The organism is Pseudomonas idahonensis, from assembly GCF_037903935.1.
Taxonomy (GTDB): domain Bacteria; phylum Pseudomonadota; class Gammaproteobacteria; order Pseudomonadales; family Pseudomonadaceae; genus Aquipseudomonas; species Aquipseudomonas danubii.
Window position 1 is genome coordinate 6,791,147 of record NZ_CP149586.1, and the last position, 19,503, is coordinate 6,810,649.

A 19,503-nucleotide genomic window follows, 5' to 3' on the forward strand; every position below is an offset into this window, starting at 1 on the left:
CGCCGGGATTACAGTTTCTTGGCTTTCTCGATCGCTTCTTCGATGCCGCCGACCATGTAGAACGCTTGTTCTGGCAGGTGGTCGTAGTCACCGTTGAGGATGCCTTTGAAGCCAGCGATGGTGTCTTTCAGGGAAACGTATTTGCCTGGAGAACCAGTGAAGACTTCAGCCACGAAGAACGGCTGCGACAAGAAGCGCTGGATCTTACGAGCGCGGGATACCAACTGCTTGTCGGCTTCCGACAGTTCGTCCATACCCAGGATCGCGATGATGTCCTTCAGCTCTTTGTAACGCTGCAGTACGTACTGAACGCCGCGAGCGGTCTCGTAGTGTTCGTTGCCGATCACGTTCGGGTCCAGCTGACGGGAAGTCGAGTCCAGTGGGTCTACCGCTGGGTAGATACCCAGGGAAGCGATGTCACGGGACAGAACGACGGTGGCGTCCAAGTGGGCGAAGGTGGTCGCTGGCGACGGGTCGGTCAAGTCGTCCGCAGGTACGTATACCGCTTGGATCGAGGTGATCGAGCCTTGCTTGGTCGAAGTGATACGTTCTTGCAGAACGCCCATCTCTTCAGCCAGGGTCGGCTGGTAGCCTACTGCGGAAGGCATACGGCCCAGCAGTGCGGATACTTCGGTACCGGCCAGGGTGTAACGATAGATGTTGTCGACGAACAGCAGAACGTCGTTACCTTCGTCACGGAACTTCTCGGCCATGGTCAGGCCGGTCAGCGCTACGCGCAGACGGTTTCCTGGTGGCTCGTTCATCTGGCCGTAGACCAGAGCAACCTTGTCCAGAACGTTGGAATCCTTCATCTCGTGGTAGAAGTCGTTACCCTCACGAGTACGCTCACCCACACCGGCGAACACGGAATAACCGCTGTGCTCGATGGCGATGTTACGGATCAGTTCCATCATGTTTACGGTCTTGCCTACACCGGCACCACCGAACAGACCGACTTTACCGCCCTTGGCGAACGGGCAAACCAGGTCAATTACCTTGATCCCGGTTTCCAGCAGGTCGTTGCCGCCTGCCTGTTCTGCGAAGGAAGGAGCTGGACGGTGGATGCCCCAACGCTCTTCTTCACCGATAGGACCGGCTTCGTCGATTGGGTTGCCCAGTACGTCCATGATCCGGCCCAGGGTCGCTTTACCGACCGGTACGGAGATGGCTGCGCCAGTGTTGTTGACGTCCAGACCGCGCTTCAAGCCTTCGGTGGAGCCCATCGCAATGGTACGCACCACGCCGTCGCCCAGCTGTTGCTGAACTTCCAGAGTGGTTTCGGCGCCTTGAACCTTCAAGGCGTCGTAGATGCTCGGTACGCTGTCGCGTGGAAATTCCACGTCGATAACGGCGCCGATGATTTGAACGATACGTCCGCTACTCATAGCTGGATCCTCTGAATATTTGAACCGTTAAACCGCGGCAGCGCCGCCGACGATTTCCGAGATCTCTTGGGTGATCGCAGCCTGACGCGCCTTGTTGTAGATCAGCTGCAAATCGCTGATCAAATCACCGGCGTTGTCGGTAGCGTTCTTCATTGCGATCATCCGCGCCGCTTGTTCAGCTGCGTTGTTCTCGACCACCGCCTGGTAGACCTGCGACTCCACGTAACGGACCATCAAGCCGTCCAGCAGCTCCTTGGCATCCGGTTCGTAGAGATAGTCCCAGTGGTGCTTGAGTTCTTGATCCGGGGTTGCCTCCAGTGGAATCAACTGCTCCACGGTCGGCTGCTGGGTCATGGTGTTGATGAACTTGTTGGATACCACGGACAGGCGGTCAATCCGGCCTTCCAGGTACGCATCCAGCATCACCTTGACGCTGCCGATCAGATCGTTGATCGACGGCTCTTCACCCAGATGGCTGATAGCTGCAACGACGTTACCGCCGAAGTTGCGGAAGAAGGCCGCACCCTTGCTACCGACCACACACAGATCGATCTCGACGCCTTGTTCGCGGTTTACCGCCATGTCCTTGACCAGGGCCTTGAACAGGTTGGTGTTCAAGCCACCACACAGACCACGGTCACTGCTCACCACAACGTAACCGACGCGCTTGATAGCACGGTCGATCATGAACGGGTGACGATATTCCGGGTTGGCGTTGGCCAGATGACCAATAACCTGGCGGATGCGCTCCGCATAAGGACGGCTAGCAGCCATGCGCATTTGTGCCTTGCGCATTTTGCTGACCGCCACTTTTTCCATGGCGCTGGTAATTTTTTGCGTGCTTTTGATGCTCGCAATCTTACTGCGAATCTCTTTTGCGCCTGCCATGTAACACCTATCAGGTTAGCAAGCGGGAGCCTTGCGGCTCCCGCTGCGGCTTACCAGGTTTGGGTGGCTTTGAACTTCTCGATACCGGCTTTCAGGCCAGCGTCGATTTCGTCATTGAAGTCACCCTTCACGTTGATCTTCGCCATCAGGTCGGCGTGATCGCGGTTGAAGTAAGCAATCATGGCCTGTTCGAAGCTACCAACTTTGGCAATCTCGACGTCCGTCAGGAAGCCACGTTCAGCGGCGTACAGGGACAAGGACATGTCGGCGATGGACATCGGCGCATATTGCTTCTGCTTCATCAGCTCGGTAACGCGCTGACCATGCTCAAGTTGCTTACGGGTCGCTTCGTCCAGGTCAGAAGCGAACTGGGCGAATGCCGCCAGTTCACGGTACTGAGCCAGAGCGGTACGGATACCACCGGACAGCTTCTTGATGATCTTGGTCTGAGCGGCACCACCCACACGGGATACCGAAACACCGGCGTTCACAGCCGGACGGATGCCGGAGTTGAACATGGCCGATTCCAGGAAGATCTGACCGTCGGTGATGGAAATCACGTTGGTCGGAACGAACGCGGAAACGTCGCCAGCCTGGGTTTCGATGATCGGCAGAGCGGTCAGGGAACCGGTCTTGCCAGTCACTGCGCCGTTGGTGAACTTCTCTACGTACTCTTCGGAAACGCGGGAAGCGCGCTCCAGCAGACGGGAGTGGAGATAGAACACGTCACCTGGGTAGGCTTCACGGCCTGGTGGACGGCGCAGCAGCAGGGAAATCTGGCGGTAAGCCACTGCTTGCTTGGACAGATCGTCATAAACGATCAGCGCGTCTTCACCGCGGTCGCGGAAGTATTCGCCCATGGTGCAACCGGAGTACGGTGCCAGGAACTGCAGTGCAGCCGATTCGGAAGCACTGGCAGCAACGATGATGGTGTTAGCCAGGGCACCGTTTTCTTCCAGCTTGCGAACCACGTTGGCGATAGTCGATTGCTTCTGACCGATCGCTACGTAGACGCAGAAAATGCCGCTGTCTTTCTGGTTGATGATCGCGTCGATCGCCAGAGCGGTTTTACCGATCTGACGGTCACCGATGATCAGCTCACGCTGGCCACGGCCGACTGGGATCATGGCATCGACAGCCTTGTAGCCAGTCTGTACAGGCTGGTCTACCGACTTACGCCAGATCACGCCTGGAGCAACTTTCTCGACCGCATCGGTCTCGGTGTTGTTCAGCGGACCTTTGCCGTCAACTGGGTTACCCAGTGCGTCGACTACGCGACCCAGCAGTTCCTTACCAACCGGAACTTCGAGGATGCGGCCGGTGCACTTGGCGCTCATGCCTTCAGCCAGACTGGTGTACGCGCCCAATACAACGGCACCTACGGAGTCTTGCTCCAGGTTGAGGGCCATACCGTAGACGCCGCCCGGAAACTCGATCATCTCGCCGTACATGACGTCGGCCAGACCGTGAATCCGCACGATGCCGTCAGATACGCTGACGACAGTGCCTTCGTTACGGGCTTGGGAGGTCACATCGAGCTTGTCGATGCGGCCCTTGATAATTTCACTTATTTCGGAAGGATTGAGTTGCTGCATTGCTCTGCTGCCCCTTCAAACTCAAGATTTCAATGCTTCGGCAAGGTTCGCGAGTTTGCCGCGAATCGAGCCATCGATAACCAGGTCGCCGGCGCGGATTACGACGCCACCAATAAGGCTGGCATCCTCCGCAGCGTGCAGTCGCACTTCCCGGCCGAGCCGTGCACTGAGAACCTTGGCGAGTTTGTCTTGCTGTTCTTGGTTCAATGCGAACGCACTGGTTACATCCACATCCACCGATTTCTCTTGCTCGGCCTTGTACAGGTCGAACAGAGCGGCGATCTCCGGCAACAGCAGGAGACGGTCGTTCTCGGCGGCAACGTGAATGAAATTCTGTGCCTGTGCATCAAACTTGTCGCCACACACTTCGATAAAAGTGTTGGCCTTTTCTGCGCTCGTCAGTCGCGGGGCCTTAAGCACGCGCTGCATGGTGTCATCTTGTGACACCGCTGCAGCCAGGCCGAGCATGGCTGACCAAGAGGCCAGCTGCTGGTGGGCCTGAGCGTGCTCGAAGGCCGCCTTAGCGTAAGGTCGGGCCAACGTGGTCAGTTCTGCCATGATCGCCCTCGCTTAAATTTCAGCAGCCAGTTTGTTAACCAGCTCTGCGTGCGCGTTTTGATCGATTGTGGCACCCAGGATCTTCTCTGCGCCATTGACTGCCAGGCTACCCAGTTGGGCACGCAGCGCGTCTTTGACACCGTTCAGTTCCTGTTCGATCTCGGCCTGAGCCTGAGCCTTCACACGTTCAGCTTCGACACGAGCCTGTTCACGGGCTTCGTCGACGATCTGAGAACCGCGCTTCTTGGCTTGCTCAATGATTTCAGCTGCCTGAGCTTTAGCTTCGCGCAGTTGCTGACCCGCTTTATCTTGGGCCAGTTCCAGGTCACGAGCTGCTCGGCTGGCAGCGTCCAGTCCATCCGCGATCTTCTTTTGACGTTCGTGCAAAGCAGCAATGACCGGAGGCCAAATGAACTTCATGCAGAACAATACAAAAATTAAGAACGCAACGGACTGGCCAATCAGGGTTGCATTAATGTTCACGCCAACACCTCGCTCGTTCGTTGTCCGTCACACCAATCAACTCGAATACTCGAGTGATTAGCCAGCGAGTTGACCAACGAAGGGGTTTGCGAAGGTGAAGAACAGAGCGATACCAACACCGATCATGGTTACGGCGTCGAGCAGACCGGCAACGATGAACATTTTAACTTGCAGCATTGGAACCATTTCTGGTTGACGCGCAGCGCCTTCCAGGAACTTGCCGCCCAGCAGGCCGAAACCAATTGCGGTACCCAGTGCGCCCAGGCCGATCAACAGTGCAACAGCGATAGCGGTTAGACCAACTACAGTTTCCATCTTTCCTCCCGACTTTTACGTCGTATGGTTTAGGTTTTTTAGATTAAAGCGGTAAAACAAATCGTTTCATCGAGCCCGAGACGGGCCCCCTCTCGCCGCAACGAGAGGGACATCAGACTAGTCGAGACTGGTCTTAATGGTTCTCTTCGTGCGCCATCGACAGGTAGACGATGGTCAGCATCATGAAGATAAAGGCCTGCAGGGTAATGATCAGGATGTGGAACACAGCCCACGCCCATTGCAGAACCACACCCATGCCGCTGAGCCACAGCAGACCGCTGCCGAACATCACAGCGATCAGGATGAACACCAGTTCGCCGGCATACATGTTGCCGAACAGACGCAGTGCCAGAGAGATCGGCTTGGCAATCAGGGTCACGAATTCCAGCAGGAAGTTCACCGGAATCAGCAGCGCTTGAACGAAGATGTTCTTGCTGCCGAACGGATGCAGGGTCAGTTCGCCGATGAAGCCGCCGATGCCCTTGATCTTGATGCTGTAGAAAATGATCAGCGCGAACACCGACAGGGCCATGCCCAAGGTGGCGTTCGGGTCAGTGGTGGAAACGGCACGGAATGGAATGTGCGGATCGCCCGAGATCAACATGGCCAGTTGTGGAATCCAGTCCACCGGTACCAGGTCGATGGCGTTCATCAGGAACACCCAGACGAAAATGGTCAGCGCCAGCGGTGCGATCACCGGGCTGCGGCCGTGGAAGCTGTCCTTCACGCTGCCATCGACGAAGCCAACCATGACTTCAACGAAGTTCTGCAAAGCGCCCGGCACGCCGGAAGTCGCCTTCTTGGCCGCCATGCGGAACAGAAGAATGAAGATCACACCCAGTGCGACAGACCAGCCGAGGGTATCGACGTGGAATGCCCAGAAGCCCATTTCCTTGGCTTCTGCTGCGGAGTGGGCAAAGCCCCAGCTCCCATTGGGTAGCTGACCGAAGGTCAGGTTCTGCAAGTGGTGCTGGATATAGCCCGAAGCGGTTGTTTCTGCTGACATGGTTGCCTCAAACGCCCTAAGGTCTCGAAAGTCTTGTTCTCATTAGCAGGGGAGCGAACCAGCTGACCAGTTGGGTCAGCACGAAGACGCCGAATACAGCCAGCGGCGCCAGTGGCTTCACACCTGCGAACGTCAGTGCAAACAGCACCGCCGTCAAAATCAGTTTGCCCGCCTCACCGGCATAAAAAGACCGGACTATGGCTTGGGCCGCTCGAGCGCCGGAAAACCGAAATGCCCTGTGAGCGAAATACACATTGGGTAGCAAGGCTATCAGTCCTCCGCAAAGGCCTGAGTACCCGGCAACGACTCCACGCCATTGCCAAAGCGCCAGAGCGGCTATCAGCAGAATGACCAACTGAGCCAATAAAACCGGAAAAACCGCCAAGCGATGAAACGGCAAGCGGTTTGGCGTGCGGGTTTCCATCGCTCTTGCTCCTCAAGGGTCGGCCGCCAGAATTCAATAACTTGGCATAATTTGTGCCGACAAAATGCGCGCAGAGTATAGGGGCGGTTCAGCCCCTATTCAACTGCCGGGTAGTGATTTCCGACTGCGCGCTACATGAGGAAATGTTTCAGCGAATGTGAGCGAGGACGCCTTGCAGCTCATCCAGGGAGTTATAGCCGATCACCAGCTGTCCCTTGCCCTTCTTCCCATGACGAATCTGCACCGCAGAGCCTAGGCGCTCGGCCAGGCGCTGCTCGAGACGGGCGATATCCGGGTCTGGCTTGACCGGTTCAGCAGGCTCCTGTTTGCCACTCAGCCATTGGCGAACCAGCGCCTCGGTCTGACGTACAGTGAGACCTCGTGCGACAACGTGTCGCGCCCCTTCAACCTGTTGATTTTCCGGCAATCCGAGCAAGGCACGGGCATGACCCATTTCCAGGTCGCCGTGGGACAGCATGGTCTTGATTACCTCAGGCAAGGCAATCAGGCGCAGCAGGTTGGCCACACTGACGCGGGACTTGCCCACCGCTTCGGCGACCTGTTGCTGAGTCAGCTGAAATTCCTGCTGCAGGCGCTGCAGGGCCACCGCTTCCTCGATGGGATTGAGGTCTTCGCGCTGGATATTCTCGATCAGCGCCATGGCGATAGCGGTTTCATCCGGTACATCGCGGACCATCGCCGGGATGGTTTCCTGGCCGGCCTGCTGGCTGGCGCGCCAGCGGCGTTCACCGGCGATGATCTCGAAACGACCACCACCAATGGGACGGACCACGATCGGCTGCATCACACCCTGGCTCTTGATCGAGTTGGCCAGTTCTTCCAGTGCCTGCGGGTCCATGTCCCGGCGTGGCTGGTACTTGCCACGCTGGATCAGGTCCAGGGGCAGGTGTTGCAACTCACGCTGGTCGGCCTGCACCGCTTGTTCTTCCAGTGCGCTGACAGTCGGACCACTCAACAGTGCATCCAGTCCACGTCCGAGACCTCGTTTCTTGACGGCCATGGGGATTCCTTAAGTTGGCTGGGCGGCTGCGACGCGCGATTGTTTACGTTGCCGGCGAACCATCTCGCCCGCCAGGGCCAGGTAGGCCAGCGCGCCACGGGATTGTTTGTCGTACGCCAATGCCGGCATGCCGTAGCTCGGCGCCTCGGCCAAACGGATGTTGCGCGGAATCACGGTGTCGTACAGCTGATCGCCGAAGTGTTCCTTGAGCTGCGCGGAAACATCGTTCATCAGGCTCAGGCGCGGGTCGAACATGGTACGCAGCAAGCCTTCGATCTTCAGCTCGGGGTTGAGCAGTTCAGCGATACGCTTGATGTTATCCACAAGGTCGCTCAAGCCTTCCAGCGCGTAGTACTCGCACTGCATGGGGATAATCACCCCATCGGCGGCCACCAGGGCGTTGAGGGTGAGCATCGACAGCGACGGCGGGCAGTCGATCAGGATGTAGTCGTAGTTTTCACGAATCGGCGCCAGGGCGCTGCGCAGACGGCTTTCCTTCATCTGCATTTCCAGCAGCACCACTTCCGCGGCCGTCAGGTCGCGGTTGGCCGGCAGCAATTGATAACCACCGTGTTCGGAGAAGTGCATGGCCTGGGCCAGGTCGCATTCACCAATCAGCAGGTCATAGACCGAGTTTTCCAAACCGTGTTTATCCACACCGCTACCCATGGTGGCGTTGCCCTGTGGATCGAGATCGATCAACAGCACCCGGCGCTTGGTCGCTACCAGGGATGCTGCGAGGTTGATGCAGGTGGTGGTCTTGCCCACGCCACCTTTCTGGTTCGCTATCGCGAATACCTTAGCCATTCTTGCTTGTATTCCCAATCATGCCGTGCGGCGCAGTATCAGCAGATGGCGTTGGCCTTGGCAACCGGGTACGGCCAAGGCGTGTTCGCTATCGAGGTGGAAGTCTGCCGGCAATGCTAACAGCTCATCCGAGGGATGGACGCCCTTCATTGCCAGCCAGCGTGTATCGCGGTCGCCCAGGTGGCGGGTCCAGTTGGTGAAGTTCTCCATGCTGCTGAACGCCCGGGAAATGATCCCGTTGAAAGGCTGTTCGGGCGTGAAGGCTTCGACCCGGCTGTGGATAACTTGCAGGTTATCCAGCTTGAGTTCGAGTTTGACCTGTGTCAGGAAGCGGGTTTTCTTGCCGTTGCTGTCCAGGCAGGTGACTTGCGACTCGGGAAACAGGATTGCCAGAGGGATACCAGGCATCCCGCCGCCACTGCCAACATCCAGCCAGCGGCCGTTTTCGATGAACGACATTACGCTCAAGCTATCGAGCAGATGGCGGGAGACCATTTCATCCGGGTCGCGCACCGCCGTCAGGTTGTAAGCCTTGTTCCACTTGATCAACAGGGCCAGGTAACCCAGCAGCAATTCGTGCTGGGCTGCGCTCAGATTGACACCGAGCTGGCGAGCGCCTGTGGATAACTCATCCGCGTGTTGTGGGGTGACCATAGAACTCAAGCGCTTTGCTCCAACTGACGGCCCGCGCCGCGTTTTTTCAAGTGAATCATCAACAGGGAAATCGCCGCGGGGGTCACGCCGGGAATCCGCGACGCCTGGCCCAGGGTTTCCGGACGGGTTGCGCCGAGCTTGCTCTGGATTTCCTTCGACAGGCCAGAAATGCCGGTGTAATCGATATCCACAGGCAGCTTGGTGTCTTCGCTGGCCCGCAGACGAGCAATTTCGTCCTGCTGGCGATCGATATAGCCTGCGTATTTGGTCTTGATCTCGACCTGTTCCGCGACCTGTGGATCTTCTGCGCCGTGTCCGGTCACTTCGACCAGACCAGCGTAGTCGATTTCCGGACGGCTCAGCAGGTTCAGCAGGTTGTACTCGTGGGTCAGCGGGGTGCCGAATTTCTGAGCAATGGCATCGCCCTGCTCGGTGCCCGGACGGACCCAAGTGGACTTCAGGCGTTGCTCTTCCTGGGCAATGCCTTCGCGTTTCTTGCAGAAAGCGGCCCAGCGCACGTCATCCACCAGACCCAGCTCGCGACCTTTTTCGGTCAGACGCAGGTCGGCATTGTCTTCGCGCAGAATCAGGCGGTATTCCGCTCGGGAAGTGAACATCCGGTACGGTTCCTGGGTACCCAGGGTAATCAGGTCATCCACCAGCACACCGATATAGGCTTCATCGCGGCGCGGGCACCAGCTGTCTTTGCCCTGGGCACGCAGTGCGGCGTTGGCCCCGGCCAGCAAACCCTGGGCGCCGGCTTCTTCGTACCCGGTGGTGCCGTTGATCTGACCGGCGAAGAACAGGCCGCCGATGACCTTGGTTTCCAGGCTGTATTTCAAATCCCGCGGATCGAAGTAGTCGTACTCGATGGCATAACCCGGGCGCACGATGTGTGCGTTTTCCATGCCGCGGATCGATTGCACGATCTGCAACTGCACGTCGAATGGCAAGGATGTGGATATACCGTTCGGGTACAGCTCGTGAGTGGTCAGGCCTTCAGGTTCGATAAACACCTGATGGCTTTCCTTGTCGGCAAAGCGATGGATCTTGTCTTCGATCGACGGGCAGTAACGCGGGCCAATGCCTTCGATCACCCCGGAATACATCGGCGAACGATCGAGGTTCGAGGCGATGATCTCGTGGGTGCGGGCGTTGGTGTGAGTAATCCAGCAACTGACCTGTTGTGGATGCTGTTCTTTCGAGCCCAGGAACGACATCACCGGAATCGGTGTATCCCCAGGCTGTTCGGTCATGACCGAGAAATCCACAGAACGGCCATCGATGCGTGGCGGAGTACCAGTTTTCAGCCGACCAACGCGCAGCGGCAGTTCCCGTAGACGTTGGGCCAGGGCGATCGAAGGTGGATCGCCGGCACGACCGCCGGAATAGTTCTGCATCCCGATGTGGATAAGTCCGCCGAGAAAGGTCCCGGTCGTCAGGACCACGGATTCAGCGAAGAACCGCAGACCCATTTGAGTCACTACGCCCCGCACCTGATCCTGCTCGACGATCAGGTCATCGGCTGCTTGCTGAAATATCCACAGGTTGGGCTGGTTCTCAAGAATCTCGCGAACAGCTGCCTTGTACAGAACGCGGTCGGCCTGGGCGCGAGTAGCGCGCACGGCTGGGCCTTTACGACTGTTCAAGACACGAAACTGAATACCACCTTTATCGGTAGCCATGGCCATCGCGCCACCCAGGGCATCGATTTCCTTGACCAGATGGCTCTTGCCGATCCCACCAATTGCGGGGTTGCAGCTCATTGCTCCGAGGGTTTCCACGTTATGCGTCAGCAACAGGGTTTTGGCCCCCATTCGTGCTGATGCAAGTGCTGCCTCGGTACCGGCATGACCGCCGCCGATGACGATCACTTCAAAACGGGAAGGGAAATCCACCACGCACCTCGTGCCTGCTTCAAGTAGGAGTAATTAGGAGTAGTTGTCGGGTTGGTTTTTGGACCAAGGCGGCAAGTATAGGGACTTAGCCCTTCCTAAAGAACCCTTTGCACAAAATTTAACCAGCTGTGGATGGATCACGGTCAATAGAAATTAAAAGAGAGAAATTTATTAAATCCTTGTTTTTATGTTTATTCTTATGCACATGCCTTTCTGTGGATAGATTGCTACAGGCCTTTATATTCAATATGTACAGAGGTTTTAAACTCTGTGATTAGGTGGCCAGGAGGCCCTTGGATAAGCGGTTTAAACCTGTGGATGAATGGGGTGGTTATCCACAGGCGTGGTTTTCCTCAGTTTTGAAGCCTGGTTATCAACCGAGCTGAAGGGCAGTTATTCACAGGGCTTAATCCACAGAAAACATCCGCGTCCAGGGAAACTCAGGCACAGGTAGACCTTGTTGTGGCCTCAACGGCTACAACGGATCGATCAGGAAGAGGGAGAAACAGACAGGCTGCGCGAGCCTGTCTGTGGATAACACCAGGTGATGATTGCAGCGGTCACTCGGGGCGCTTGACCAGGCGACCTTGTATCCACCAACTCAACGCCAGCGTGACAATGACCAGCACCAGCCAGTACTTCTTCAAGCCAGCCTTGGCGCTATCGAGTATCGAGGCGCTGGTCATGTCATTGCCCGCCAGAGATGGGTTCGTCGAGATCCCGCCGTTCAAGCTTTCAGCTTCAACCTCTGGGGAGTTCTGGGCCGAAACGGCGGAGGGCTCGAAGGCGGCGACACCCTCCGCCACAGGCGCCTGATCCGAGGGAAGTTGAGCCCAACTGCCTTGGCAGACAAGGGCCAGACCCAGTACCGCGAGATAGCTACAAAAGCGCATAAACACCCTTCCATCCATTTGATAGCAGCGACCGCGGATGCTGGCCGGGGCTTGAACGAATGAATATCAGCTGATTCCGATTCTTCCGACGGCTTCAAGCCGCTGATCCGCTGGTTTCTGAACAGGCTTCATTTGCCCTGGCATGTCCACAAGTAAGGGAAAAGCTCATGTTCCATCGGCGCCCCGGCAGGCAGAGCCGTGGCCAGCCCTGGAAACTCGGGCGAGGTGCGCCAGCGTCGGGGGGCATGACGCATGTCATCTCCCAGAAAACGCAGCGAAAATGCCCGACGCCGGCGATCGCCCCCCACACCGCCAGAGGCATGCAGGGTGAGCATGTGGAAGAACACCGCGTCCCCGGGTTCCAGGGCCCAGCCGAGGATATTGAAGGCCGAGCGATCGGCTTCGATGTCCGGCAGGTCCGCCAGACTGCCTTCGGGAAACCATTTGGCCTGATTGTCCAGGAAGGTTCGCGGCATCAGCCAGGGACCACGGTGGGAACCGGCGACAAACTCCAGTGTGGATGCCCGCGCCACCGGGTCCACGGGCATCCACATGCTGCAGTTTTGTTGGCCCTCGACGTTGTAGTACGGCTGATCCTGATGCCAGGGCGTGGCTTGCCGAGTGTTGGGCTCCTTGACCAGCAGGTGATCGTGATAGAGCCGCACGTTGTCGCTTTGCATCAGCTGGCTGGCGATATGGCCTACCCGGCTGTTGAAGATGAAGCGCCTGTAGTCGGGGTTGTCCTGCCAGTTGCAGAAGTCCTCGAAGAACCAGCCAGGATCATCCGCCTGGCTAGCGACCTTGGCCCGCTCGCTGGGGCTGGCCAGGTTGTGTTCGATCCCCCGCTCCAGCAGCGCCACTTCGTCGGCACTGAACAGCTGGCGAATACACACGGCACCATCGCGCTGAAACGCCTCGATGGTTGAGGGGGGCAGGTGGAACGCTTGCATGGTGTTTTCCTTTTCATCCAATGGAGGGCGGCACAACGGCCGAGATCCTCAGTCCGGGAGGGGCACATCAGTGAGGGCGGTGTTCGGCCTGATCCATATCCAATAGGCTAGTGACAGCAATGCCAGCCAGCCGACACCGACATAAAGCGCCAGGCGGGTTTGCGCAAAGGCGCCGAGCACCACAAAGATGAACAGCATGAAGAGCACCGCGCAGACCTGGCCAGCGGCGCCGAAAGGTACGGGAAAGCCCAGGGCAGCGATTTCCTCCGGGCTCATGCTGCGGCGCATGGCCATCTGCGAGAGCAGGATCATCAGCCAGACCCAGACCACCGAGAAGGTCACCAGCGAAGCAAACACCAGGAACAATTCCTCGGGTACCAGGTAGTTGAGCAAAACACCGAACAGCAGAGCCACCGACATCACCAGCACCGTCATCCAGGGGACTCCGAAGCGCGAGGTGCTGGCAAACGCCGCAGGGGCCTGACCGATCGCCGCCATGCCGTACATCATGCGGCCGGCACTGAAAATGTCGCTGTTGATCGCCGAGAACACCGCGGAGATCACCACCAGGTTCAGTACCGTTGCCGCCGAATTTATCCCCAGGCCGCTGAAGATCTGCACGAAGGGACTGCCCTGACTGCCGATACCGGACCAGGGAAACAGCATCAGCAACACCAGCAGGGTCAGGATGTAGAAGATCAGAATCCGCAGTGGCACGGAGTTGATCGCTTTGGGAATCATGCGTTGCGGGTCCTTGGCTTCGCCCGCCGTGATGCCAATGACCTCGATCCCGCCAAAGGCGAACATGACAATGGTGAACGAGGCGATCATGCCCTCCAGGCCATTGGGGAAAAAACCACCATAGGCCCACAGGTTGCTCAGGCCCACAGAATGCTGTCCGTCACCCAGCTGGATACCGAACAGCAGCACCGCAAAGCCTCCGCCGATCATTGCGATGATCGCCGCGACCTTGAGCAGCGATAGCCAGAACTCCATTTCGCCAAAGATCCGCACACTGCACAGGTTCAAGGCGCCGATCCCCAGCACGATGCTCAGCACCCAGATCCAGCGGGGCGTATCGGGGAACCACAGGCTCATGTAGACACCAAAGGCGGTGACGTCCGCCAGGCACACCATGAGCATCGAAAAAGCATAACTCCAGCCGGTGAGAAACCCCGGAAAGCGTCCAAGATAACAACTGGCGTAATGCCCGAAGGAACCCGATACCGGGTTTCTGACAGCCATTTCCCCCAAGGCGCGCATGGTCAGGTAGATCGCCGCTCCGCCGATCAGGTACGCCAGCAGTACCGAAGGACCGGCCTGCTTGATGGCGGCCGCCGAACCGTAGAACAACCCGGTGCCGATGGCTGAACCCAGCGCAATGAAACGGATGTGCCGGGTGCTCAAGCCACGGTTTAACGCAGTCGTGCTAGCCATTTCTGTTCCTTGAATGCCGGACTGTCGACCCCATCGGCGTCCATCGGCCGACCCAGGGGTAATAGCCGGACTATTTCCTCAGGTGTACAAACCTGTACATCTGCCAGGATGCAAATCAGGTACCACTTGGGGAATGAAGGATAAAAGTGCCGAACGCGTCGGCTAGTGCGGATAAATGGCGGAAACTTTAGCCCATTTACGAAATGGGCCTGTTACTCAAGACCGCAGGTACATCGGCTGGAATCGGGAAAGGGGGTAAAGGTAACGTCGTTGTCCCCCGGGGCCGGTAAAAATCGCAAAATCTGCAAATCTGCCGTCGCTACAGTGGAGTACCAAGGAGGCCTTATGAAACCTGCAACCCGAATCCATTACGGCCAGCGCATGGAGCCGGTGCTGCGTTGGCTGGCAAGCCATCCACACAGCGATCCGGACCTGTACCACCTGGCGGACCTGGCCTGTATGTCGGCTTACCACTTTCATCGCATCTACCGCGCAATGATGGGAGAAACGCTGAACGCCACGGTGCAACGCATTCGCATGCACCTGGCAGCCGCAGCGCTGGCAGGCACTGACGCGGATCTGGCCGAGGTAGCTCTGCGTGCTGGCTACGAGTCGGGAGCGGCGTTCAACCGGGCATTCTCTGGCGTTTTCGGGTTGCCGCCTGGGCGTTATCGCGCAACCCGTTCCCGTCCTTTCGACCCTGAGGTGTCAAATATGTACTCCATCACAATTGAAACCTTCCCCGGCGTTGTTCTGGCAGCCCTGCCTCATCAGGGCTCCTACCAGGAAATCGGTCCGGTGTTCACCCGTGCTTTCATGCTGGCCGCCAGCCGGGGGCTCATGCATTCGGACACCAGCGGATTCGGTGTCTACTTCAACGATCCCGAGCAGGTCCCGACTGAGCAATTGCGCTCTCTAGCCGGAGTCGCGGTCGCGCCCGATGCAGACCTGGGCGAACAGCTGGAAAGGTTCGACATTCCTCCAGGGCGCTACGCAATCCTGAATTACGTGGGCCCCTACAACGAGATGGATAAAGCCTATGCCTGGATGTTCTCCGAGTGGCTGCCTGACAGTGGGCTGACACCAGGGGATTTTCCGATGTTTGAACACTATGTGAACGATCCACGCGTCACCCCACCCGCACAGTTGCAGACACGCATCTACCTGTCGGTGGAATAAACGCCGTCCGCTACCGGCAGGGGTGTGGATAACCTCTGCCGGAGCGCTCCGGGGGCGGCTCTACTTGCCGATGCAGAAGCTGGAAAAGATCCGTCCCAATAGGTCATCGGAACTGAAGGCCCCGGTGATTTCTCCCAGGGACTGCTGGGCCTGCCGCAGATCCTCGGCCAGTAGCTCACCGGCGCCGGCCAAGGTCAGCTGGGCACGGCCATGCTCCAGTGCGGCACTGGCGTAGCGCAACGCTTCGAGGTGCCGGCGGCGGGCACTGAAGCTGCTTTCCGACGTCTGTTCATAACCCATGCAAGCCTTGAGATGCTCACGTAGCAAATCCAGCCCGACACCGGCAGACATGGCACTGAGGCTGATGGTCACATGGCCATCCTCACAGGTTTCAAGAGCGATGGGCTCGCCAGTCAGATCGGCCTTGTTGCGGATCAAGGTCACCTTGGCCGGGTCCGGACGCTGCTCAAGAAATTCAGGCCACAGGGCGAAGGGATCAGCCGCTTCTGCTGCAGTGGCGTCCACCACCAGCAATACCCGGTCGGCTTCACCGATGGCCTTGAGCGCACGTTCGACGCCGATTTTTTCCACTTGATCCTCGGTGTCCCTGAGGCCGGCGGTGTCCACCACGTGCAACGGCATGCCGTCGATGTGGATATGTTCCTTGAGAATGTCCCGAGTAGTGCCGGCGATATCAGTGACGATGGCCGCCTCGCGCCCGGCCAGGGCATTGAGCAGGCTGGACTTGCCGGCGTTCGGACGGCCAGCGATCACCACCGTCATGCCGTCACGGAGCAAGGCGCCCTGCCCGGCTTCCCTCAGTACTGTGGATAACTCGTCGCGGACCGCGTCGAGCATGCTCAACACGTGGCCATCGGCGAGGAAGTCGATTTCCTCCTCGGGAAAATCAATCGCCGCTTCGACATAGATCCGCAGGGCAATCAGCTGTTCGGTCAAGTTATGCACACGCTGGGAGAATGCCCCCTGCAGCGAGCGCAAGGCGTTGCGCGCGGCCTGTGCAGAACTGGCCTCGATCAGGTCGGCAATGGCTTCGGCTTGTGCCAGATCGAGCTTGTCATTGAGAAAGGCGCGCTCGCTGAACTCTCCAGGTCGGGCCAGCCGGCAACCCAGCTCGAGGCAGCGCTGCAGCAACATGTCGAGAACGATGGGGCCGCCATGGCCCTGCAGCTCCAGCACATCTTCGCCGGTAAAGGAGTTCGGCCCCGGGAAATACAGGGCAATGCCTTCATCCAGCACCTCTCCCTGTTCACTGAGAAAGGGGCCGTAATGCGCAAACCGCGGTTTCAATTCGCGGCCGCTGATGGCCTTGGCGGCCAGGCTCGCCAGGGGCCCGGAAATCCGTACGATGCCCACGCCACCGCGACCTTGGGCAGTGGCGACAGCGGCGATGGTTTCACGAGGGACATTCATAAACCGACATCCAGACAAAAGTGACAGATAGCAAAACGCCCCACTAGGGGGCGTCTTGTGTGGTTATCCACAGCGTAGGTCAGGCTTCAGCTTTCTTGGTAGCCGCTTCGATCTTACGAGTGATGTACCACTGTTGTGCGATCGACAGGCAGTTGTTCACTACCCAGTACAGAACCAGACCTGCAGGGAACCACAGGAAGAAGAAGGTGAAGATGATCGGCATCATTTTCATCACCTTGGCCTGCATCGGATCCGGAGGCGTCGGGTTCAACTGCTGCTGGATGAACATGGTGGCGCCCATGATGATCGGCAGGATGAAGAACGGATCCTTGATCGACAGGTCGGTAATCCACAGCATGAATGGTGCCTGGCGCATTTCCACGCTTTCCAGGAGTACCCAGTACAAGGACAGGAAGACCGGCATCTGCACCAGGATCGGCAAGCAGCCGCCCAGCGGATTGATCTTCTCTTTCTTGTACAGCTCCATCATCGCCTGGGACATTTTCTGACGATCGTCGCCGAACTTTTCCTTCAGCGCGGCCAGTTTAGGAGCCACGGCACGCATGCGCGCCATCGACTTGTAGCTGGCAGCCGACAGTGGGAAGAAGATCCCCTTGATCAGCATGGTCAGGAAAATGATCGACCAGCCCCAGTTACCCACCAGGCTGTGGATATGTTGCAGCAGCCAGAAGATCGGCTGGGCAATGAACCACAGGAAGCCGTAGTCGACAGTCAGTTCCAGACCTGGGGACAACTCTTTCAGAACCGCCTGGCTTTTCGGGCCGGCGTACAGAATGGCACTGGTTTCAGCCTTGGCGCCTGGAGCAACGGTCATCGAAGGGCCGGTGTAGCCAATGATGTAGTTGCCTTTGCTGTCTTTGCGCGCCAGAACCTGGTTATTTTCGCCTTTTGGCGGAATCCAGGCGGTCACGAAGTAGTGCTGCAGCCAGGCTACCCAGCCACCCTGAACATTTTCAGTGATGGGCGCCTTGGTTTTGTCCTCGTTCACCTTGTCCATGTCTTTCATGGACACTTTTTTGTACGGCTCGGAACTTGTCCACAGGGCGGCGCCCAGGTAAGTCGCAGTGCCGGTGGCGGTGCTGGAGGATGGATCGGAACTGGCGTCGCGCTTGAGCTGGGCGAACATCGCACCGGTCCAAGGTTGCGCGCTTTCGTTATCGATCAGGTAGGAAACGGTGATGTCGTACAGGCCACGCTTCAGGGTGAAGCGTTTGATGTAGTTGACGCCGTCCTTGCTGAACTTCAGGTCGACCACCAATTGGTCCTGACCGTCAGCCAGTTGATAACTTTTCTTCTCTGCCGAGTAGATCGGGCGACCGGCCGGGTTGGCGTCCGGGCCGCTGCTGCCAATCAGGCCACTTTGTGCCAGGTAAGTCCGTTCGTTGCCGTTATCGAACAGCTGGAAAGGAATTTCCGGGTGGTCCTGACGACGTGGATACAGTGGCAAACGCAGTTGCGCGATATCCCCACCTTGTGGATCGACAGCCAGGTCGAGCACATCCGTTTTGATCTGAATGAGATCTTTGCTTGCAGCAACCGGCGCTTCTGCGGGTGCAGTGGTATCGCTTGCGGCGCGTGGAATGTCGTCGTTGGCAGCGGAAGTGCCAGTTGGCGTATCCGGCAAGCCCGGAGCGGTCGTGCTGGAAGCAACATTCTGAGTCGGCAGGGCAGCCTGGCCATAATCCTGGTTCCATTTAAGAACCATGACATAGGACACGATTGCCAGGGCGACGATCAGGATCGTGCGTTTGATATCCATGATTACTCGGCCATCGAAGAAGAACGGGAGGTAGGGATAGGTGGAACCGGGTCATAACCACCGGGATTCCACGGATGACAGCGACCTAAACGACGAAAGGTCAGCCAGCCACCGCGCAGAAGGCCATGATTTTCGATGGCTTCTAACGCGTAGCAGGAACAACTGGGGTAGAAACGACAGTGATTGGCCATCAGAGGACTAATGGCATAGCGGTAAAACTGGATCGGAACGAGTGCCAGTTTACGCATCGGGACTGTCTACCCCTACAGTTTCGGATTTGACTGCTGGTTCCGGCTTGTTGCGCGCCAGACGTTTCCAGAGTTTGCCGAAATGCTGAATCAATTCGGGGTTTTCTACATCGCCCAAACCTTTGCGCGCGACGATAACGATATCCCATCCGACCAGTGAGTCCTGGTGGAGACGAAACGATTCGCGCATCAGACGCTTGAGGCGATTGCGCTCAACGGAGAGCTTTACGCTCTTTTTCCCGATCACGAGCCCCAGACGGGGATGATCCAGGTCGTTGTTGCGCGCAAGGAGCAGGAGATTTTTCCCCGGAACCTTGCCGGTAGGGGAGTCAAAGACCGCCTTGAAGTGCCGGGGGGTAAGCAGACGCTTTTCCCGACTGAAGTCCTGACTCACCTCCAGTGCCGGATTATCAAACTGCCAGACGCGCACGACCTTTGGCGCGACGACGCGACAGGACGGCACGACCGTTCTTGGTAGCCATGCGAGCACGGAAACCGTGGGTACGAGCGCGTTTGATAGTGCTTGGTTGGAAAGTACGTTTCATGTCGTG

At 57.9% G+C, this 19,503-nt stretch carries 21 protein-coding genes; 1 reads left to right on the forward strand and 20 read right to left on the reverse strand.

The annotated features are described in order from the left end of the window. Positions 1-8: 8 nt before the first annotated feature. The 15 genes from atpD to WIN67_RS30930 form a co-directional block, all read right to left on the reverse strand. Positions 9-1,385 carry a F0F1 ATP synthase subunit beta gene (gene atpD, locus WIN67_RS30860; protein WP_007924510.1) on the reverse strand — a complete coding sequence of 459 codons (1,377 nt, stop codon included), beginning with the start codon at positions 1,383-1,385 and terminating at the stop codon, positions 9-11. A gap of 27 nt (positions 1,386-1,412) precedes the next feature. Continuing rightward, positions 1,413-2,273, reverse strand: coding sequence for a F0F1 ATP synthase subunit gamma (gene atpG / locus WIN67_RS30865; RefSeq protein ID WP_011064382.1), 861 nt, complete (start codon positions 2,271-2,273; stop codon positions 1,413-1,415). 50 nt (positions 2,274-2,323) lie between these two features. Then, positions 2,324-3,868 (reverse strand): F0F1 ATP synthase subunit alpha, encoded by a 1,545-nt coding sequence (gene atpA / locus WIN67_RS30870; RefSeq protein ID WP_102862412.1) that lies wholly within the window; start codon positions 3,866-3,868, stop codon positions 2,324-2,326. Between the two features lie 21 nt (positions 3,869-3,889). Further along, the gene (locus WIN67_RS30875; RefSeq protein ID WP_102862413.1) at positions 3,890-4,426 is read right to left on the reverse strand and encodes a F0F1 ATP synthase subunit delta; all 537 of its coding nucleotides are present in this window, start codon (positions 4,424-4,426) and stop codon (positions 3,890-3,892) included. A 12-nt stretch (positions 4,427-4,438) separates the two neighbouring features. Beyond that, on the reverse strand, positions 4,439-4,909 hold the full coding sequence (locus tag WIN67_RS30880) for a F0F1 ATP synthase subunit B (protein ID WP_011064385.1): 471 nt from the start codon (positions 4,907-4,909) through the stop codon (positions 4,439-4,441). Between the two features lie 57 nt (positions 4,910-4,966). After that, on the reverse strand, positions 4,967-5,224 hold the full coding sequence (atpE, locus tag WIN67_RS30885; RefSeq protein ID WP_002555987.1) for a F0F1 ATP synthase subunit C: 258 nt from the start codon (positions 5,222-5,224) through the stop codon (positions 4,967-4,969). A gap of 133 nt (positions 5,225-5,357) precedes the next feature. Continuing rightward, entirely contained in the window at positions 5,358-6,230 is an 873-nt protein-coding gene (gene atpB, locus WIN67_RS30890; RefSeq protein WP_102862414.1) for a F0F1 ATP synthase subunit A, read from the reverse strand. Positions 6,231-6,246: 16 nt separating this feature from the next. Then, on the reverse strand, positions 6,247-6,654 hold the full coding sequence (locus tag WIN67_RS30895; RefSeq protein WP_016964883.1) for a F0F1 ATP synthase subunit I: 408 nt from the start codon (positions 6,652-6,654) through the stop codon (positions 6,247-6,249). 148 nt (positions 6,655-6,802) lie between these two features. Then, positions 6,803-7,675, reverse strand: a complete 873-nt coding sequence (locus WIN67_RS30900) for a ParB/RepB/Spo0J family partition protein (RefSeq protein WP_011064387.1) — start codon at positions 7,673-7,675, stop codon at positions 6,803-6,805. A 9-nt stretch (positions 7,676-7,684) separates the two neighbouring features. Continuing rightward, positions 7,685-8,482 carry a ParA family protein gene (locus tag WIN67_RS30905; protein ID WP_011064388.1) on the reverse strand — a complete coding sequence of 266 codons (798 nt, stop codon included), beginning with the start codon at positions 8,480-8,482 and terminating at the stop codon, positions 7,685-7,687. 18 nt (positions 8,483-8,500) lie between these two features. After that, entirely contained in the window at positions 8,501-9,136 is a 636-nt protein-coding gene (rsmG, locus tag WIN67_RS30910) for a 16S rRNA (guanine(527)-N(7))-methyltransferase RsmG (protein WP_170001428.1), read from the reverse strand. Positions 9,137-9,141: 5 nt separating this feature from the next. Beyond that, positions 9,142-11,034: a tRNA uridine-5-carboxymethylaminomethyl(34) synthesis enzyme MnmG gene (mnmG, locus tag WIN67_RS30915; RefSeq protein WP_170001381.1), complete on the reverse strand. Its 1,893-nt coding sequence runs from the start codon at positions 11,032-11,034 to the stop codon at positions 9,142-9,144. A 560-nt stretch (positions 11,035-11,594) separates the two neighbouring features. Then, entirely contained in the window at positions 11,595-11,927 is a 333-nt protein-coding gene (locus tag WIN67_RS30920) for a hypothetical protein (protein WP_102881389.1), read from the reverse strand. Between the two features lie 128 nt (positions 11,928-12,055). Continuing rightward, positions 12,056-12,877, reverse strand: coding sequence for a phytanoyl-CoA dioxygenase family protein (locus WIN67_RS30925; protein ID WP_339070456.1), 822 nt, complete (start codon positions 12,875-12,877; stop codon positions 12,056-12,058). 48 nt (positions 12,878-12,925) lie between these two features. Next, a complete protein-coding gene (locus WIN67_RS30930; RefSeq protein WP_110594155.1) occupies positions 12,926-14,314 on the reverse strand; it encodes an amino acid permease in 1,389 nt (462 codons plus the stop codon). A gap of 345 nt (positions 14,315-14,659) precedes the next feature. Here WIN67_RS30930 and WIN67_RS30935 point away from each other — a divergent pair, with 345 nt between their 5' ends. Further along, positions 14,660-15,493 carry an AraC family transcriptional regulator gene (locus WIN67_RS30935; protein ID WP_110594154.1) on the forward strand — a complete coding sequence of 278 codons (834 nt, stop codon included), beginning with the start codon at positions 14,660-14,662 and terminating at the stop codon, positions 15,491-15,493. A gap of 60 nt (positions 15,494-15,553) precedes the next feature. Here the strand turns inward: WIN67_RS30935 and mnmE are convergent, their stop codons facing one another. The 5 genes from mnmE to rpmH all read right to left on the reverse strand — a co-directional run bounded on the left by mnmE (position 15,554) and on the right by rpmH (position 19,497). Beyond that, positions 15,554-16,924 (reverse strand): tRNA uridine-5-carboxymethylaminomethyl(34) synthesis GTPase MnmE, encoded by a 1,371-nt coding sequence (mnmE, locus tag WIN67_RS30940; protein WP_110652497.1) that lies wholly within the window; start codon positions 16,922-16,924, stop codon positions 15,554-15,556. A 79-nt stretch (positions 16,925-17,003) separates the two neighbouring features. Then, positions 17,004-18,704: a membrane protein insertase YidC gene (gene yidC / locus WIN67_RS30945; protein ID WP_110652498.1), complete on the reverse strand. Its 1,701-nt coding sequence runs from the start codon at positions 18,702-18,704 to the stop codon at positions 17,004-17,006. Between the two features lie 2 nt (positions 18,705-18,706). Next, entirely contained in the window at positions 18,707-18,952 is a 246-nt protein-coding gene (gene yidD, locus WIN67_RS30950) for a membrane protein insertion efficiency factor YidD (protein ID WP_003213574.1), read from the reverse strand. After that, positions 18,945-19,346 carry a ribonuclease P protein component gene (gene rnpA / locus WIN67_RS30955; RefSeq protein WP_197662869.1) on the reverse strand — a complete coding sequence of 134 codons (402 nt, stop codon included), beginning with the start codon at positions 19,344-19,346 and terminating at the stop codon, positions 18,945-18,947. Before rnpA ends, yidD begins: the two co-directional genes overlap by 8 nt. Before the next feature lie 16 nt (positions 19,347-19,362). Continuing rightward, on the reverse strand, positions 19,363-19,497 hold the full coding sequence (gene rpmH / locus WIN67_RS30960) for a 50S ribosomal protein L34 (protein ID WP_003213577.1): 135 nt from the start codon (positions 19,495-19,497) through the stop codon (positions 19,363-19,365). Positions 19,498-19,503 lie beyond the last annotated feature (6 nt).

Excerpts from the sequence above, each read along its gene's own strand:
- atpD (WP_007924510.1), bottom strand. The coding sequence starts at position 1,385 with ATGAGTAGCGGACGTATCGTTCAAATCATCGGCGCCGTTATCGACGTG.
- atpG (WP_011064382.1), bottom strand. The coding sequence starts at position 2,273 with ATGGCAGGCGCAAAAGAGATTCGCAGTAAGATTGCGAGCATCAAAAGC.
- atpA (WP_102862412.1), bottom strand. The coding sequence starts at position 3,868 with ATGCAGCAACTCAATCCTTCCGAAATAAGTGAAATTATCAAGGGCCGC.
- WIN67_RS30875 (WP_102862413.1), bottom strand. The coding sequence starts at position 4,426 with ATGGCAGAACTGACCACGTTGGCCCGACCTTACGCTAAGGCGGCCTTC.
- atpE (WP_002555987.1), bottom strand. The coding sequence starts at position 5,224 with ATGGAAACTGTAGTTGGTCTAACCGCTATCGCTGTTGCACTGTTGATC.
- atpB (WP_102862414.1), bottom strand. The coding sequence starts at position 6,230 with ATGTCAGCAGAAACAACCGCTTCGGGCTATATCCAGCACCACTTGCAG.
- WIN67_RS30895 (WP_016964883.1), bottom strand. The coding sequence starts at position 6,654 with ATGGAAACCCGCACGCCAAACCGCTTGCCGTTTCATCGCTTGGCGGTT.
- WIN67_RS30900 (WP_011064387.1), bottom strand. The coding sequence starts at position 7,675 with ATGGCCGTCAAGAAACGAGGTCTCGGACGTGGACTGGATGCACTGTTG.
- WIN67_RS30905 (WP_011064388.1), bottom strand. The coding sequence starts at position 8,482 with ATGGCTAAGGTATTCGCGATAGCGAACCAGAAAGGTGGCGTGGGCAAG.
- rsmG (WP_170001428.1), bottom strand. The coding sequence starts at position 9,136 with ATGGTCACCCCACAACACGCGGATGAGTTATCCACAGGCGCTCGCCAG.
- WIN67_RS30920 (WP_102881389.1), bottom strand. The coding sequence starts at position 11,927 with ATGCGCTTTTGTAGCTATCTCGCGGTACTGGGTCTGGCCCTTGTCTGC.
- WIN67_RS30925 (WP_339070456.1), bottom strand. The coding sequence starts at position 12,877 with ATGCAAGCGTTCCACCTGCCCCCCTCAACCATCGAGGCGTTTCAGCGC.
- WIN67_RS30930 (WP_110594155.1), bottom strand. The coding sequence starts at position 14,314 with ATGGCTAGCACGACTGCGTTAAACCGTGGCTTGAGCACCCGGCACATC.
- WIN67_RS30935 (WP_110594154.1), top strand. The coding sequence starts at position 14,660 with ATGAAACCTGCAACCCGAATCCATTACGGCCAGCGCATGGAGCCGGTG.
- mnmE (WP_110652497.1), bottom strand. The coding sequence starts at position 16,924 with ATGAATGTCCCTCGTGAAACCATCGCCGCTGTCGCCACTGCCCAAGGT.
- yidC (WP_110652498.1), bottom strand. The coding sequence starts at position 18,704 with ATGGATATCAAACGCACGATCCTGATCGTCGCCCTGGCAATCGTGTCC.
- yidD (WP_003213574.1), bottom strand. The coding sequence starts at position 18,952 with ATGCGTAAACTGGCACTCGTTCCGATCCAGTTTTACCGCTATGCCATT.
- rpmH (WP_003213577.1), bottom strand. The coding sequence starts at position 19,497 with ATGAAACGTACTTTCCAACCAAGCACTATCAAACGCGCTCGTACCCAC.